Source organism: Acidobacteriota bacterium (assembly GCA_030949985.1).
Classification (GTDB): domain Bacteria; phylum Acidobacteriota; class Polarisedimenticolia; order J045; family J045; genus JALTMS01.
In genome coordinates this window covers 1-15,460 of record JAUZRX010000004.1, presented here as the reverse complement: position 1 = coordinate 15,460, position 15,460 = coordinate 1, and the positions used below count along the sequence as shown (strand labels likewise).

The following is a 15,460-nucleotide window of genomic DNA, read 5'->3' as shown; positions in this document are numbered from 1 at the left end:
TGGAGAAGGCTTTGGGGAAGGAGGGCTTCAATCGGCCCACGCAGGCGTATGTCGCATTCTGCGCGGCGCTGGCGGTGGTTTGCACAGCGGACCTGGTGTCCGACCTCACCGCTGTCGAGTCCTTCCACCTGTTGGCCTCCCTGGTTTTTCTCGCTCTCGGCCTGGCCTGGAACGCCCTGACCTTCAAGGTCGACCGCCGGGCGGGCGGGCGGGTGGCGATCTTCCTCGCTCCCGCGGCCTACCAGGCCCTCGTGCCCCTGGTGCCGGCACCCCTGGTCCTGGCGGTCGCGGTGATCATCTCGGTTTCGGACTGGATTTCCCACCGGCGGAAATTCGGGGTCGGGCTCTACAACCTGGGCCAGATCACCATCGGCATCGCGCTGGCGGTGCGCGTGGCCCGGTTGGTGCTCGCGCGGATCGACGGGCCGCCGGGGGTGGCGGTGGCGGCTCTGGCGGGCGCCGCCGCGAGCGCGGCGCTGAGCGTCGTGATGACCTTGGTGGTGATTCGGCTGGCGACCGGGCGCACGGCCGCCGAAAGCGGTGTGATCTCCTTCGCGGCCTTCACCAACGAGACTGTCCTGGCCTGCTTCTCGGCGCTGATGGCACTGTCCTGGGCGCTTCATCCCGCCATGCTGGCCATGGCGGTGGTGCCGCTGACCCTGCTGTTCATCCTGCTCAGCCGGCTCGAGGGGCGGGAGGCGGCCCTGCGCCGGGAGAACGAAGAGCGCCGCCGGGCCCAGGCGGAACTGCAACGGGCCAAGGAAGCCGCCGAGGCGGCCAGCCAGGCCAAGAGCGATTTCCTGGCCAGCATGAGTCACGAGATCCGCACGCCGATGAACGGCATCATCGGCATGACGGATCTGGCCCTGGGCAGCGAACTGAGCTCCGAGCAGCGAGCCCACCTCGGCATCGTCAAGAACTGCGCCCGTTCGCTCCTGTCGATCATCGACGACGTCCTGGACTTCTCGCGTATCGAGTCGGGGCGTATCGAGCTCAACTCGAAGCCCTTCTTTTTCCGGCGCTGGTTCGAGGAGAGCATCTCGGCCCTGGCCTACTCGGCCCAGGAAAAGGGGCTCGATTTCCGCCGGCACGTGGCACCCGATGTACCGGAGCATCTCATCGGGGACACGAGCCGACTTTCCCAGGTCCTGGCCAACCTCCTGGGCAACGCCGTGAAGTTCACCAGCGAAGGCGGAATCGTGGTCAACGTCTTCGTCGAGGAGAGCGGACCCGAGGTGGTCTGCCTGCACTTCGAGGTGCGGGACACGGGCGTCGGCATCGCTCCCGACGAGCAGGAAGTCATTTTCGAGGCTTTCGTGCAGGCGGAAGACTACATGACGCGGGCTCATGGGGGCACCGGCCTCGGCCTGAGCCTCGCCGCCCGTCTCGTACACGTGATGGGGGGGCGGATCTGGCTCGAAAGCGCCCCCGGGGAGGGCAGCCGCTTCCACTTCACGGTGAATCTCTCCCGTGTGCCCGCCGAGGAGCGCAGGGGCTTCCGCCACGGTCAGTCCACCACGGCGGAACTGGAAGCGGCGATGGACGCGTTGGGGCCGCTGGAGGTTCTGCTCGTGGAGGACAACCCCGTCAATCGCCAGCTCGCTCAGCGGCTGCTCGAACGCAAGGGGCACCGGGTCGAAATCGCCGAGAACGGCGAGATCGCCCTGCGGCGGATCGCGCGGAAGCCTTTCGACCTGGTGCTGATGGATATTCAGATGCCGACGATGGATGGGCTGACGGCGACCCGCAAGATCCGGGAAAAGGAGCAGGTCCGAGGGGGGCACCTGCCGATCATCGCCCTGACGGCCCATGCCATGGAACAGCACCGCGAGGCCTGCCTGGCCGCCGGGATGGACGGCTTCGTGACCAAGCCGATCCATCCGGCCAAGCTCTACCACGCCATGGTCGAGGTCCTCGCGTCGCGCACCGCGCCGGTGGCTTGAGCCGGTCCGCCGGGCAACTAGAGCAGCCGGATGCGCGCCGTGGGTTTGGGGGCCAGGCGCGTGCCGCGGGCGGTGGGACCGCAGAAGTCGAGTGTGCCGAGGTCGAAAGTGGCCTCGTGGATCCGCTGGCGCTTGGCCGGGACGAATTCCAGGCGCAACTTGACGTCGGGCTCGCCGACGAAGAGCTTGTCGATGCGCCCCTCGCGGCCGCGGATCAGTTCGTACTCCTTGTCCTTGATGTAGCTCTTGATGTGCACCTTCTTGGCGTAGGGGATTTTCTTCTTGTCCCGGTAGACCAGCGTCAGTACCTGTCCCTGCTCGTTGTCGAAGGTGCAGATCAAAAGCACCCGGCCGGGCAGCAGCTTTTTCTGGGGCGGGGCGAAGATGCGATAGGAGCCGTCGGCCGAGACGGCCAGAATGCGGTCGAACTCGCTGACGGTGAATTGCCACTTCTTGCCGCGCACCTCGCTGCCGAAAAAGCCGCTGTCCGGGTTGTAGGCCAGCTTGAGGTTCTGGGCCGCGACTTCCCGCTTGTCCACCGTGGCGAAGGATGTGATCTCGGTGCGCCGGGGGTGGTCCGCCGCGAACTTCTCGTGCAGGCTGTGGAGGTAGTCGATGGTCGTGCGGGTCAGGTTCTTCAGGCGTCGACGGGCCGAGCGCAGGCCGGCGAGGACCTCCTCGATGTCCGCGCGGTTCTTGTTGATGTCGAACAGCGAGATGCGTCGAATCGGGATCGCCAGCAGGCGGCCCACATCGTCGTCGTCCAGGTCGCGGATGAACAGGTCGCGGTACTCGTTCATTCCTTCGATCACCTGGTCGCGTACCGCTTTCTGGGTGCGTGCCTTCTCGATGCGCTTGTAGACCCGCTTTTCGACGAAGATCTGTTCGAGGGTCAGGGCATGTTGCCGGTCCAGCAGGCGCTCGATCTCCAGTTCCAGTTCGGCCTTGATCTGTTGTTTGAGGTTCCTGGTCAGTTGGACCAGCAGTTCGGAGACCCGTCGCTGGACGGGGCGACGCTGATCGATCACCACCAGGTTGGAGGTGATCGCCACCTCGCAGTGGGTGTAGGCCCAGAGTTGAGGGATCACCTCGTCGCTGTACGCGCCCCGCCGGAGATGGAGGACGATTTCCACCTGTTCGGCGGTGCGGTCCTCGATCGAGGCGACGGCCACCTTGTTTTTCTGGGCGGCGGCCTCGATGGAAGCGATCAGCGACTCGGTGGTGGTGGAGAAGGGGACCTCTTCGATGATGATCTTTTTTCTGTCCCGGGTGGCCCGCAGGCGTGCGCGTACCCGTACCTTGCCCACTCCGTCGTCGTATTCGCTGAAGTCGGCCAGACCGCCCTGGGGGAAGTCGGGCAGCACCTGGAAGTCGCGTTTTTCGAGGATCGCCACCTGGGCCTCGAGCAGTTCACCCAGGTTGTGGGGCAGGATCCGCGTGGACATACCCACGGCGATGCCCTCTGTGCCGAGCAGCAGCAGGACGGGGATCTTGGTGGGCAGGAAGACCGGCTCCTGCTTGCGCCCGTCGTAGGAGGGCTTCCAGTCGGTCAGGTCGGGGTTGAAGAGCGTTTCCCGGGCCAGGGGCGTCAGGCGGCATTCGATGTAGCGGGCCGCCGCTGCGGGATGCCCGGTGAGAATGTTGCCGAAATTTCCCTGCTTTTCGATGAAGTAGTCCTTGTTGGCCAGCACCACCAGGGCGTCACCGATCGAGGCGTCGCCGTGGGGGTGGAGCTTCATCGTTTCGCCGATGACATTGGCCACCTTGTGGAAGCGGCCGTCGTCCATTTCGTAGAGGGTTTGAAGAATACGGCGTTGGACGGGCTTGCAGCCGTCCCGCAGGTCGGGAATGGCACGGTCGATGATGACGTAGCTCGCGTATTCGAGGAAGTTGTTCCTCATCACGGGCTCGACGTAATTCATGGGCGGCCTCTTGAGTGGCAGGTCATTCGACCTCGACGAGGTTTCGTTCGATGAAGCGGCGTCGCTCGGGCGTGTTGCGCCCCATGAAGAAATCGAGGGCCTTGCCGACTTCGCTCATCGACTTGATGTCGATCCGCACGAGGCGGACATCGGAGCCGATGAACTGCTTGAACTCGGAAGGAGAGATCTCACCCAGGCCCTTGAAGCGGGTCACTTCGGCTCCCTTGAGTTCTCGAGCGGCGCGATCTCGTTCGGCTTCGGAGTAGCAGTAGCGCTGCTCCTTCTTGTTGCGCACGCGGAACAGGGGTGTCTCCAGCAGGTAGAGATGGCCTCGCAGCACCAGTTCCTCGAAGAAACGGAGGAAAAAGGTCATCAGCAGGTTGCGGATGTGCATCCCGTCCACGTCGGCGTCGGTGGCGATGACGACCATGCTGTAACGCAGGTCGTCGACGCTGTCCTCGATGCCCAGGGCGCGCATGATGTTGTACAGCTCTTCGTTCTTGTAGATCGCATCGCGCTTGAGCCCGTGGCAGTTGAGCGGTTTGCCCTTGAGAGTGAAGATCGCCTGGGTGTCGACGTTGCGCGCCTGGATCAGCGACCCTCCCGCCGAATCTCCTTCGGTGAGGAAAATCGTCGATGCTTCACCGCGAGGGTCCTTGTCTCCGCGGTGAAACTTGCAGTCGATCAGCTTGGGAATGCGGATCGCGGTCTTGCGCGCCCGCTCCCGGGCCTGCTTCTTGATCGAAGCCAGTTCCTTGCGCAGTCGTTCGTTGGCCTGCACTTTCTCGAGCAAACGCTTGGCCGCGGGCTTGTTCTTGTGCAGCCAAATCAGCGCCGCCTCCCGCACCCGGCCGACCAGCCACGAGCGAATCTCGGTGGAGCCCAGCTTGTTCTTGGTCTGGCTCTCGAAGACGGGGTCTTGCAGCTTGATGGCGATGGCGCCGACGATGCCGTCGCGCACGTCCGGCCCGGTGTAGGACTTGCCGGCGAATTCATTGACGGCCTTGAGCAGTCCTTCGCGGAAGGCGCTCAGGTGCGTTCCTCCGTCGTTGGTGTACTGGCCGTTGACGAAAGAGAAGTAGTTCTCGCCGTAGTTGTTGGTGTGGGTGAAGGCGAATTCGCAACGGTCTTGCCGGATTCTGGCGATTTCGTAGAGGGGATCGACCTCTCCCAGTTCCTCGACGAGCAGGTCTTTGAGCCCCTCCTTGCTCTTGAAGGTTTTTCCGTTGTACCGGAGGGTCAGTCCGGGGTTGAGGTAGGCGTAGTAGCGCAGCCGGCGGGCGATGAACTCCTCGTTCCACTGGTATCCGCCGAAGATCTCCGGGTCGGGTGTGAAGCGGACGAGGGTGCCGTTTTTTTCTTTTTCGCGGCCGGATTTCTCGCCGCCCAGCTTGCCCCGCTCGAAGATGGCGCGCTTGAAGCGACCGTCGCGCCAGCTACAGACCTCGAAGCGCATCGACAGGGCGTTGACCGCCTTGGTGCCGATGCCGTTGAGACCGACGGAGAACTGGAACACGTCGTCGTTGTACTTGCCGCCGGTGTTGATGCGCGAGACGCAATCGACGACCTTACCGAGGGGGATGCCGCGGCCATAGTCGCGGACTGTCACGGTGTCGCCGTCGCGGACGATGTCGATCTTGCGCCCCTCGCCCATGATGAACTCGTCGACGGCGTTGTCGATCACCTCCTTGAGCAGGATGTAGATACCGTCGTCCGGGTGGGAGCCGTCCCCGACGCGACCGATGTACATTCCCGAACGCAGGCGGATGTGTTCGAGGGCGTCGAGGGTCTTGATGGCCTTTTCATCGTAGACGACGTTGTTCTTCGCCACGGATGTTCGTCTCCAGTTGTCGGCGGGAGCGCCCGCTCCATCGCGCACTTTGCTCAATCTCTTCGCCCTCGTCAAGGGCGGCGATCGGCGTCCTACCAGGGGATCTCGGAGCCGTCGTATGCGAGAAAGCGTCCCGAGTGTGCGGACTTGGCGGCGGCGATCACGCGGCGCATCCCGGCGACACTCGTCTCGACGTCGAGAGGCGCCCCGGCGCCGCCCATGGCCGTGGCGACCCACCCCGGATGGAGGCCCAGGACGGTGATGCCACGCTCGCGCAGATCGTGGGCCAGGTTCGCGGTGACCATGTTCAACGCGGTCTTGCTCGCCCGGTAGGCGTACGAGCCTCCGCTGGTGTTGTCCGCGATGCTGCCCATTTTGCTCGTGATGTTGGCGACCCGGGGGGCCCGGGCGCGGGCCAGCGCCGGGAGGAAGGCCTCGACCATTCTCACCGGCGCGAGGGTGTTGACGCGGAAGGCCTGTTCCCAGGCGGGGTAGTCGATCTGCCCCAGCGGGAGGGCGGGGGGATAGACGCCGGCGTTGTTGATCAGCAGGTCGATGGCCGTCTCGCCGAGTTCCGCCGCGAGATCGGTGATCGCCGCCGGAGAAGCGACATCGAGGGAGTGCAGGCTGACGCTTCCCGGGGAGCGCGAGGCCAGGGCCCCGAGTCGTTCGGCGGCTTCCGGTCGGCGGCAGGTCGCCACGACCCGCCAGCCCTCCGCGGCGTACTGGCGGACGAATTCGAAGCCGAGACCCCGGCTGGCGCCGGTCACGAGCACTGTAGGCATGTTCTGACTCCCTGCTTGGAGACTATACAGGCAGGGCTCCGGTGGCGCCGGGCGATCCGCGGGCCGAAAGCGTATCCTGCGGTCATGAGCCTGTTCGAGTCACCGGCCCCCGCGCCTCTGGCCGAGCGCATGCGGCCGAGGAGCCTGGGTGAAATCGTCGGCCAGGAGCACCTGCTCGGGGAGGGCCGGGCCCTGCGCCGGCTGCTCGAGAGTGGGCGGCTGGGCTCGTCGCTGATTTTCTGGGGTCCCCCGGGTACGGGGAAGACCACCCTGGCGCGCTTGCTCGCCACCACGGTGGACGCTGAGTTCGTCGACTTCAGCGCTGTGACCAGCGGGGTCAAGGAGGTTCGCGCCCTGGTCGAGAGCGCCCGACGGCGGCAGGCCGTCGAGGGCCGCCGCACCCTGCTCTTCGTCGACGAGATCCACCGCTTCAACAAGGCCCAGCAGGACGCCTTTCTGCCCCACGTGGAGGACGGCACGATTCTGCTGGTGGGCGCCACCACCGAGAACCCCAGCTTCGAAATCAACAGCGCCCTGCTCAGCCGCAGCCGGGTCTTCGATCTGCGCCCCCTGTCCGGGGCGGCGATCGAGCAACTCCTCCGGCGGGCCCTCGAGGACGGGGAGCGGGGGTTGGGGGATCGCGCCCTCGAGGTGGAAGACGGTGTCGTCGAGGCGATCGCCGCGGCGGCCGACGGGGACGCCCGGGTGGCGCTGAACCTGCTGGAGATGCTGGCCGCCAGCGCGGAGAAGGGCGCGCTGCGGGCGCGGGACCTGGGCGAGCTGATGGCCCGTCGCGCTCACCGCTACGACAAGGCCGGCGAGGAGCACTACAACCTGATCTCCGCCCTGCACAAGTCCCTGCGGGATTCCGACCCCGACGCGGCGCTGTACTGGGCGGCGCGGATGCTCGACTCGGGGGAGGATCCGCTCTACCTGGTGCGGCGGCTGGTGCGCTTCGCCAGCGAGGACGTGGGCAACGCCGATCCCCGGGCCCTGCAGGTGACCGTGGCCGCCATGCAGGCGGTGCACTTTCTCGGCATGCCCGAGGGGGATACGGCCATCGCCCAGGCGGTGGTCTACCTGGCCACGGCTTCCAAGAGCAACCGGGTCTACAAGGCCATGGGCGCGGCCCGTCGGGACGTGGAGTCGCTGCCCGACGCACCGGTGCCCCTGCACCTGCGCAACGCTCCCACCCGGCTGATGAAGGAACTGGGCTATGGCAGGGATTACGCTTACGCCCACGACGACCCGGAGGCGGCGGCCCGCCAGTCCCACTTCCCCGAAGCCATCGGTCCGCGCCGGTACTACGAGCCCTCGGAACACGGTTACGAGTCCCGGATCCGCGCCTACCTCGAGTGGTGGCGTCGCCAGGGTGAGAAAGGTCGCTGAAAGGGGCGACGGGCGCTGACACGCCTGCCCATTGAAACGGCTGCCCGGGTCGCCTGGCAGAAGGTCGGCGCGTGAAGTTGTTTGTGGCTACCCGATCTGGAAGCGGGGGCAGCCCCAACAGCCCTCGCGTGCCGCCACTGCTCAAGGAACGATCCGGAACCGAAGCAGAGCCCAGGTATTCGAGCCGACATTACAGATGCCGAACGCCTTGCCGCCGACGAATGCCAGGGTGTGGTTGAGTTCGAAGGGCGATTCGAGGATCTCCACCAGCGTGCCGCCAGTGTCGTACAGTTCATTCTGGTAGCGTCCTTCTACGATCCCCCGTCCGGTGACGACCGTCCGGCCCTCTTCGTCGATACTCAGCCCAGAGAAAAACCCGCAGGTGGTGTCCTGGTTGTAGATACGCCCCTGGGTGACGGCGATGTCCTGCGCCTGTTGCTCTTCGGACTGTGCCTCGAGCGATAGCGACCGCGGTGAAAACGCCGTCAGAGCGAAGGTACCGGCCAGATTGCCTTCGAGATCGTAGATGCCGAAGGCGTTGCGGCCGGAGTAGCCGGCGACGACGTGCTCCGTCGCATGGGCCTGCGTCACGTAGAGATCCCGCAGGCAGTTGTCTTCGTCGAGGGCGCGCTGGGTATAGAGCTTGTTGACGCCCAACGAAGAGACAAAACCGGTTGCCGAGGACTCGATCACACCGGATCCCACATCGACCGTGTGCAGGTCGAAGTGAAACGTGTCGTCGAGTTCGTGTGTGGCCGCGGCGATGCGCTCGCCACCGAGGCCCACGAGTTGGATGATCGTTCCGCGCGGGGTGACGATCTCGCGCTCGAGGCTTCCCGCCGGCGAGAACACCAGCAGGGCGGCCCGGCACTCGGCTGTCCAGCAGATCTCCGAGATCACGATTCGACCCGATGCCGTCACGGTGATTCGGCCCGGCGCAGTACCGGGTGTCGAGAGCGTTTCTACTGCAAGGGTTGCCGTGAGCGACCCACTGGGGGCGTATTTCCAGACTGCGTACCCGGTATCGTCACCATTTCGACCGAGGACGTACATATTCCCCGTCGCGTCGACGGCGAGATCCTGGGCCCACGAGAGCGCGTTGTGCAGCGGAACTTGTAGCTCGGCTTCCAGCGTCGCAGCGCTGGCCATGGACAGGGCTGCCAGAGCGACGACGACGACGATCGGTCGCATGTTCATGTCCTTTCTCCTTCGCATCGTGCAGTCTCTCAATCGGTCACTATGACCTTACCCTTGCCGATCGACGCCTCGCACTCGTCTCTACTCGTGAGTTTGCCGTAGGTATTCTCGCATGCCTTCTTGTCGGTCTGTCCCTTGCTGTAGACTGCCCCCTTGCTGGTGGGAGAGCAGCAGCCTCCCCAAGCCATACCCGTTGTGAACATCAGAACGATGGTGATGGCTACCGCAGTCCAGATCCGGTGACGCTTCGGAATTCTCCCCATTATGATAGGTCATTTCGAGACCCCCGGCGTGGCCCGTTGCTCCAAGAATGAATTGCTGAGCTTTGTCGGGGCGTCAACCAATCGCGATCGAAATATACCCCCCCCAAGTTGTCAACACCTCTTTTTTGTTCCAGCGAGATCAGAGGCTAGACGACATGCTGCGCCCAAGAGCAGACTCCCTGGGGGGTAGAAACTCGGCAAGCGGGGCCCGCGGTCTTGCCAGTGGCCACTCCGAAAGGCCGACCGGGATCATTCGTCCCTCCCCCATGTTCCAGGCTGCGGTCGGCCAGGATCCCGCTTTGCGCAGCGGGAGGTCGAGAACGTCGTTGTCGGCTCCGGGCCGAATCAACCTCTCGCCGATCCACGCGGCGGCATCGACAGTTACCGCGTTACCGACGAGTCGCCAGCGAAAACCCGGTTTCTTGATCTCCTCCGCGGGTTGCGTCCAGCCCGCTTCGAAGCCTTGCAGCCGCTCCGCGTCCCGGATGTCGGGTGTGACGATGCAGCCGTCCGGCATCACGATTGCAGGTGGTGACGGGATTCCCACAGACGAGCCACCTTTGAGGGTAGGCACGGCGTCGGGGGTCCAGCCGAGTCCACGAGGCCCCTCCGTCCAGTAGAACCCACAGGCAGCTTCCCGCCAGTACTCCTTCGGCGGGTCCGGCTGGGGACCCACGTCATCGGCGAAGAGAACTTCACGAGGATCCCCTTCGAGCGCGGCGACTTTGCCAAGACCGTGGCCCATCTTCGCGCGCGGACCGGTCGGCTCGATCGGTCGTTGCCGAGTCAGGTTCGCCGGTGTGATGCGGCGGCAGTCGCGCTCGACGTTCCGGGCGACCCAGGGGACGTCCTGCCGCGTAGTGTCGTCCGCTACTTCGACGTCGGAACGAATCCGCCCAAGAGTGGTCGACCGACCATCGACTCGACGATGACGCTGGAAGAGTTGATCCAACGCATCGCCAGGCTCCATGCCGCGGAGGAGTCGGACATCGAATGGGCGGATCCGGAGCGGGATTGATTCGGCGCTCGCCTCGATCTCGCTCCCTTTCGTGTCGGTAAAAGTTGCAGTGGACCGCTTGCGGTACCCACTTGGACCGGGGTTCTGAGTGGAGGACGATGCGGGGCTCGAGCAGTGGCGTTCCGGCCCCAAACCCTCGGTTGTTGGGAACTCCCGGCTCCGAACGGTGCTCGTCTTCGGCGTTGAGGTGTTGTGGAGACTCCTACTCAGGGGCGGGGCGGCCCTGGTTCCAATCTGGCAGCTGTCGTTAGAGTACTGGATTTCGGATTTCGCGCACTTGGCTGTTGCGTTGTGTCGTCGTCTTCGGGATGCCACCACGCCAGGGCCAGCGCCACGGCCGCGGCGACCATGAACACCGCCAGCACGTCGAAGACCGCGTCGAAAGCCCAGGCCGTCGTGGCGCGGCGGAGCAAGCCTTCACCCATGGTCAGCGCACGCAGCATGGCATCGGGGTTGCCCCCGGCGGGATCGGCCCCGGTCAACGCGAAGACGGTGGCGGCCAGGGCGGGGCGGTCGGGTTCGAGGAAGTGGCGGGTGACCTGGGCGAACGCGTCGGAGCGGGCGGCGAGGGTGGCGGTGGCCAGGGCGGTACCCACCGATCCGGCCGCCAGCCGGGCCACGTTGACCAGGGTCGAGCCATCGTTGATCTCGTCGCGACCGAGGGGCCCGAGGGCCACCAGGGTGACCGGCGCGAAGGTGCCGCCCACCGCGGCGCCCCAGAACATGTAGTCCAGCACCAGGCGGAAGAGCGGGGTGTCCGGATCGGTGCCGAAATGCCACGAGGCCCAGCCGGTCAGCAGCAGGAAGAGCACTCCCACCTTCCGCGGGTCGATTCGATCCGAGACGATTCCCGAGGCGAGGGTGGTCAGCGCGGAGAGCAGGGCTCCGGGCAGCAGCACCAGCCCCGCCTGCAAGGTGGTCAGGCCCCGCAGACGCTGAAGGAAGACCGGCAGCAGCAGGAAGAAACCGTAGGCGTTGATCGACAGCAGGACCATCGCCGCCATGCCCACTCGAAAGGCGCGACGACCGAAGATTGCGCGGGGGAAGAGGGGCACGCGGGACCAGGCCAGCCACGCCACGGTGGCCACGGTCGACACGAGCGTCACCACGCCGAGGATCACGATGGTGTCCGATGTGCTCCAGCCCAACTCCTGCCCCTTGCCCAACAGCACGATCAGCGCCGACAGGGCCACGCTCAGCAGGGCGAAGCCGATGAAGTCGAAGCTGCGCCGGCGCCGCCGTCCCAGGGGCCGCATCAGCGCGAGGATCAGCACGGCGGTGACCAGGCCCACCGGCAGGTTGATGTAGAACACCCAGCGCCATTCCAGGTGCTCGGTGATGAGCCCGCCGAGGGTCGGCCCCAGGGCCGGCGCGAAGGACGCGGAGAGCCCGTAGAGACCCATGGCCGTGCCGTGCTCCCGTTCGGGAAACACGGTGTAGAGGATGATCAGGCCCACGGGTACCAGGATCCCTTCACCCAGGCCCTGGATCAGCCTGCCGACCAGCATGGCGGGCAGGTTCCAGGCCAGCCCGCAGAAGACCGAGGCGACGAGGAAGAGCAACAGGCCCGCCAGGTACAGTCGGCGCGGGCCGACGCGGTCGGCGAGCCACGAGGCGGCGGTCATGGCGATGGCGGAACCGATGAAATAGACGATCACCACCCACTGGATGCCACGCAGGTCGGCGTCGAGACTGGCCATCATCTTCGGCAGCACGATGTCGACGATGGTGGTGTCGAGCAGCGCGACGAAGATACCGACCGAGACCAGGGCGCCGGCGACCCACTTGTAGGCCGAGGTGTTCACCGGTCGTCCTCGCCCCCCTTGCGGGCGGCGACCCTGACGGAGGTACCGGGAATCAGCTCCAGTTCCCGGGCATCGTCTTCCACGTCGATTTCCACCGGCACGCGCTGGGTCAGCTTGGTGAATTCTCCGGCGGTGACGTCCCGGGGGATCAGCGCGAACTCCCCTGCTGCGGCCCGGTGGATTACGCGTATCCGGCCGTGGAGAGTGCGGCCCCCGAGCGCGTCGAGCTGGAGGGTGACCCGCTGGCCGGGCCGGAGGTGGCGCAACTTGGTCTCTTCGAAACGCGCTTCGACGTAAATGCTGTCGGGGTCGAAGAGGGCCACCACGCTGCGTCCCGGCGTGGCCATGTCGCCCGGCTCGGGGAAGACCCTTGCCACGATGCCATCGCCGGGTGCGCGGATCACGCTCTTGTCGCGGGTCAGGCGGGCGAGGTCGAGTCCGCGGCGTGCGGCTTCCAGGCCACCGAGAGCCTCCTGCCAGCCGGCGTAGGCCTCGTCGATGCGCGATCGGGAGGCCCGGGCGCTGTCGAGCCGGGCTTCGGCGGCCCCTACGCCGGCCTCCGCCGCGCGTACCTCCGCCTGAGCGGCGATCCACTGGGCTTCGATTTCCTCGTAGCGTGCCCGGCCGATGGCCTGGTCGGCCAGCAGCCCGGCAAAGCGCTCTTTCTGGCGGGCGAGGAAGCTCTCCCGGGCCCGAGCTCGGACCGCCGCCTGCCGGGCGGCGGCCAGGGCCTGCTCGGCGGCTTCGATGTGGGCGGGCACTTCCCGGCGGGCCAGCTCGAGCTTGGCCCGATAGCGGGCCGCCTTGCCTTGCAGGTGCGCCACCTCGGCCTCGGCCATCTTGACGCGATCGTCGAGGCTGCTCGGGTCGATCTCCAGCAGCACGTCCCCCTGGTGGACCCACTGGCCTTCCTCGACGTGGATCTGCTCGATCCTTCCCGGCAACTCGGGCGCGACGAGAGTCATCTCGGCCTTGACGAAACCGGCGTTGGTGACCACGTGGGTCAGTCGCCAGGCCAGCCAGGGTCCTCCGAGGGCGATGACCGCGACTACGGACACGATGACCAGCAGCCAGCGCCACCAGCGGCGGGGGGGGCGGGGAAGAGCGGGAGCGGGAGACGATTTCTGCGGACGATCATTCATGGGGTGATCCTCCCTTCGCTGTCGGTGGTGGGCAGGCCCAGGGCCAGGCGTGCGGCGATGCGCGCGGCGATGCGCGTGCTGCCGGCCACGGCATCCATCTCTCGGGCCCGGGTGGCGTCGGCTTCGGCGTCGAGCAACTCCCGGCCGCTGATCAGACCTTCCCGGTAGCGGCTGCGCGCCACTTCGAGGGCCTGCTCGGCGGCCCGGAGCGCCGCCCGGGCCGCTTCGAGACGCGCGGCGGCGGCCGCATCTTCGGCCAGGGTCTGCTGTACCTCCTGCACGATGCGGCGTCGGGCCTGCTCGGCGAGCGCTTCCATCTCGGTGCGCACGGCCTCGGCTTGGCGCGCCGCCGCCGCGGCACGGCCTCCGGTCAGCAGCGGCCAGCGCAGAGCAACGGTCACTTGGGCGTTGGCCTGATGGAGCAGCAGGGCGTCGTCGTTGCGGGAGGCCGTGAACTGGGCATGAAGTTCGGGGCGGCGGCTGCGCCGCGCCACCTGGGCCGAATCGGCGGCGGCGCGCGCCCGGGCCTGAAAAGCACGGGCCACCGGGCGTCGCTCGAGGGCCTCGGCGGCCAGGGCCGTGGCGTCGCCCTCGGGCAGGGCCGGCAGCTCGGGCCAGCCGGGGCGGGCCCCCTCGGGGATCGGCCGGCCGACCAGGGCGGCGAGCCGCGCGCGGGCCGCCGCCACCTGGGCCCGGGCGCCGGCCAGGCGGTGCCGGGCCTCGGCGGCGGCGGCCTGGGCCTGGAGCCGATCCGCCCGTGGCACCTGTTGATGACGGACGAAGGCCTCGACTTGTTCGACCAGGGCCTGGCGGCTGCGGACCGTGGCCTCGGCGGCCTGGCGGGTTGCGAGGGCCTGCTGCCAGGCCGTGGCGGCGGCGAGCACCTGCCAGCGCACCGCGCGCCGCACGGCGGCTTGTTCGAGCCTGGCGGCCCGGCTCTCCCGGCGTGCGGCCCGCAGGGCGGCGGCGCTGCGGCCGGCGTCCCACAGCAACTGGTCGGCGACCAGGGCGATGCTTTCCGCACGCCGATCGGCGATGGGCACCCCCATCGAAGCTCCGCCGAGAGGGCCCGCCAGCGTCGCCGGGAGGACGAAGCCGACGGTCGAGGCGTATTGCCACGCCCGCGCCTCGAGGCCTGCCTGCAGCCGGCGGGGTGCGACGGCGAGGGCCTCGCCGGCCCGGGCCCGCTCGATCCTCGCCCGGGCGGCCCGCAGGGCGGGCCCCTCCATGGCCTGCGCGATCAGCTCGTCGAGCGGAAGGGTCTGCGCCGGGCTGCCGGCCGCGGCGGAGAAGGTGACGGTGACGAGCAGGAACAGGGTTCGAGTCAGCGGGAGAGTGCGCATTTCATCGTTCCTCGAGACCGCGAAAGATGATTTCAAAGAGGATGTGGATCGCCGAGACCGGGCCGTCTTCGGTGCCGAACACCATGGGTAGTTCCAGGGCGCGGACCATGGCCTGCAGGGCCTCGGCAGCCCGGCGGCGGGGACGGATCCGCCGGAAGATTCCGGCATCTTCCCCCCGCCGCAGCAGACTCTCGAAAAGCCGCCGCTCGGCCTGGGCGAAGGCCCTTTGTCGGGATTGGACGAGAGCCGAGATCTCCTCGCCCACCTCCCGGGGGATGTCCAGGGTTTCACGCAGTTGGGACAAGGCGGCGAGCTTGGCCTCCACGGCGGCCCGCAGGGCGGCCCGGGGATCTTCCTGGGTTTCGACCGCGCGGGTCATCGCGGTGAGCAGCCGTTGCTCCTCGGCGGCCAGCACCGCGTCGAAAAGTTCTTCCTTGCCTCCCGGGACGTAGTAGTAGAGGGCCCCCTTGACCACTCCCAGCTCCCGGGCGATGCCGGCGAGGCTGGTGCGCCGGTAGCCGTAGCGGCCGAAGTGCCGGCGGGCGACGCGGAGGATGCGCTGGCGGGATAGTCTCTGCTTTGACTCTTTGACCATGATGGTCAAAGTTTAAAATCGAAACTCCAGCCGGTCAAGCCCGAAGGCATCCCCCCCACCGTGGAGCGAAGAATGTACCCCGTGGCCCCGGGGGCCGGGGGGGGGCGCAAGCCGCCGGGGGTGTCCGGACCCTGTCCGCGGCACCTGTCCGCATGCGGACGCCTCGTCCCCAAACTCCGCGCCCGAGCGCGGGTTCAAACTGGCCCCGCTCTTGCTCTCCCACGGGG

General features: G+C 67.0%; 11 protein-coding genes. 2 read left to right on the top strand and 9 right to left on the bottom strand.

Going from position 1 to position 15,460, the window contains the following annotated elements; genetic code table 11:
- Nucleotides 1–11 precede the first annotated feature (11 nt).
- The gene (locus Q9Q40_00450; protein ID MDQ7005681.1) at nt 12–1,943 is read left to right on the top strand and encodes a response regulator; all 1,932 of its coding nucleotides are present in this window, start codon (nt 12–14) and stop codon (nt 1,941–1,943) included.
- A gap of 17 nt (nt 1,944–1,960) precedes the next feature.
- Here Q9Q40_00450 and Q9Q40_00445 read toward each other — a convergent pair whose 3' ends face one another.
- The 3 genes from Q9Q40_00445 to Q9Q40_00435 all read right to left on the bottom strand — a co-directional run bounded on the left by Q9Q40_00445 (nt 1,961) and on the right by Q9Q40_00435 (nt 6,481).
- The gene (locus Q9Q40_00445) at nt 1,961–3,865 is read right to left on the bottom strand and encodes a DNA topoisomerase IV subunit A (protein MDQ7005680.1); all 1,905 of its coding nucleotides are present in this window, start codon (nt 3,863–3,865) and stop codon (nt 1,961–1,963) included.
- Nucleotides 3,866–3,887: 22 nt separating this feature from the next.
- Nucleotides 3,888–5,696, bottom strand: a complete 1,809-nt coding sequence (locus tag Q9Q40_00440) for a DNA topoisomerase IV subunit B (protein MDQ7005679.1) — start codon at nt 5,694–5,696, stop codon at nt 3,888–3,890.
- A 92-nt stretch (nt 5,697–5,788) separates the two neighbouring features.
- The gene (locus Q9Q40_00435) at nt 5,789–6,481 is read right to left on the bottom strand and encodes an SDR family oxidoreductase (protein MDQ7005678.1); all 693 of its coding nucleotides are present in this window, start codon (nt 6,479–6,481) and stop codon (nt 5,789–5,791) included.
- Nucleotides 6,482–6,565: 84 nt separating this feature from the next.
- Between Q9Q40_00435 and Q9Q40_00430 the strand changes: the two genes are divergently transcribed.
- The gene (locus Q9Q40_00430; GenBank protein ID MDQ7005677.1) at nt 6,566–7,870 is read left to right on the top strand and encodes a replication-associated recombination protein A; all 1,305 of its coding nucleotides are present in this window, start codon (nt 6,566–6,568) and stop codon (nt 7,868–7,870) included.
- Nucleotides 7,871–8,011: 141 nt separating this feature from the next.
- On the opposite strand, the gene Q9Q40_00425 is transcribed toward Q9Q40_00430, so the two are convergent.
- The 6 genes from Q9Q40_00425 to Q9Q40_00400 all read right to left on the bottom strand — a co-directional run bounded on the left by Q9Q40_00425 (nt 8,012) and on the right by Q9Q40_00400 (nt 15,233).
- Nucleotides 8,012–9,067, bottom strand: a complete 1,056-nt coding sequence (locus Q9Q40_00425) for a hypothetical protein (protein MDQ7005676.1) — start codon at nt 9,065–9,067, stop codon at nt 8,012–8,014.
- A gap of 402 nt (nt 9,068–9,469) precedes the next feature.
- Entirely contained in the window at nt 9,470–10,282 is an 813-nt protein-coding gene (locus tag Q9Q40_00420; protein ID MDQ7005675.1) for a hypothetical protein, read from the bottom strand.
- Nucleotides 10,283–10,554: 272 nt separating this feature from the next.
- Nucleotides 10,555–12,153 (bottom strand): DHA2 family efflux MFS transporter permease subunit, encoded by a 1,599-nt coding sequence (locus tag Q9Q40_00415; GenBank protein ID MDQ7005674.1) that lies wholly within the window; start codon nt 12,151–12,153, stop codon nt 10,555–10,557.
- On the bottom strand, nt 12,150–13,295 hold the full coding sequence (locus Q9Q40_00410) for an HlyD family secretion protein (GenBank protein ID MDQ7005673.1): 1,146 nt from the start codon (nt 13,293–13,295) through the stop codon (nt 12,150–12,152). Before Q9Q40_00410 ends, Q9Q40_00415 begins: the two co-directional genes overlap by 4 nt.
- Nucleotides 13,292–14,638 (bottom strand): TolC family protein, encoded by a 1,347-nt coding sequence (locus Q9Q40_00405; GenBank protein ID MDQ7005672.1) that lies wholly within the window; start codon nt 14,636–14,638, stop codon nt 13,292–13,294. The genes Q9Q40_00410 and Q9Q40_00405 overlap by 4 nt, the downstream gene beginning before the upstream one ends.
- A 1-nt stretch (nt 14,639) precedes the next feature.
- Complete coding sequence (locus tag Q9Q40_00400) at nt 14,640–15,233, bottom strand: helix-turn-helix domain-containing protein (GenBank protein ID MDQ7005671.1); 594 nt, start codon at nt 15,231–15,233, stop codon at nt 14,640–14,642.
- Nucleotides 15,234–15,460: the final 227 nt, after the last annotated feature.

Bases quoted from the DNA above. Each gene is read 5' to 3' on its own strand.
- Q9Q40_00445 (MDQ7005680.1), bottom strand. From the start codon at position 3,865: ATGAATTACGTCGAGCCCGTGATGAGGAACAACTTCCTCGAATACGCG.
- Q9Q40_00425 (MDQ7005676.1), bottom strand. From the start codon at position 9,067: ATGAACATGCGACCGATCGTCGTCGTCGTCGCTCTGGCAGCCCTGTCC.
- Q9Q40_00430 (MDQ7005677.1), top strand. From the start codon at position 6,566: ATGAGCCTGTTCGAGTCACCGGCCCCCGCGCCTCTGGCCGAGCGCATG.
- Q9Q40_00405 (MDQ7005672.1), bottom strand. From the start codon at position 14,638: ATGCGCACTCTCCCGCTGACTCGAACCCTGTTCCTGCTCGTCACCGTC.
- Q9Q40_00435 (MDQ7005678.1), bottom strand. From the start codon at position 6,481: ATGCCTACAGTGCTCGTGACCGGCGCCAGCCGGGGTCTCGGCTTCGAA.
- Q9Q40_00400 (MDQ7005671.1), bottom strand. From the start codon at position 15,233: ATGGTCAAAGAGTCAAAGCAGAGACTATCCCGCCAGCGCATCCTCCGC.
- Q9Q40_00410 (MDQ7005673.1), bottom strand. From the start codon at position 13,295: ATGAATGATCGTCCGCAGAAATCGTCTCCCGCTCCCGCTCTTCCCCGC.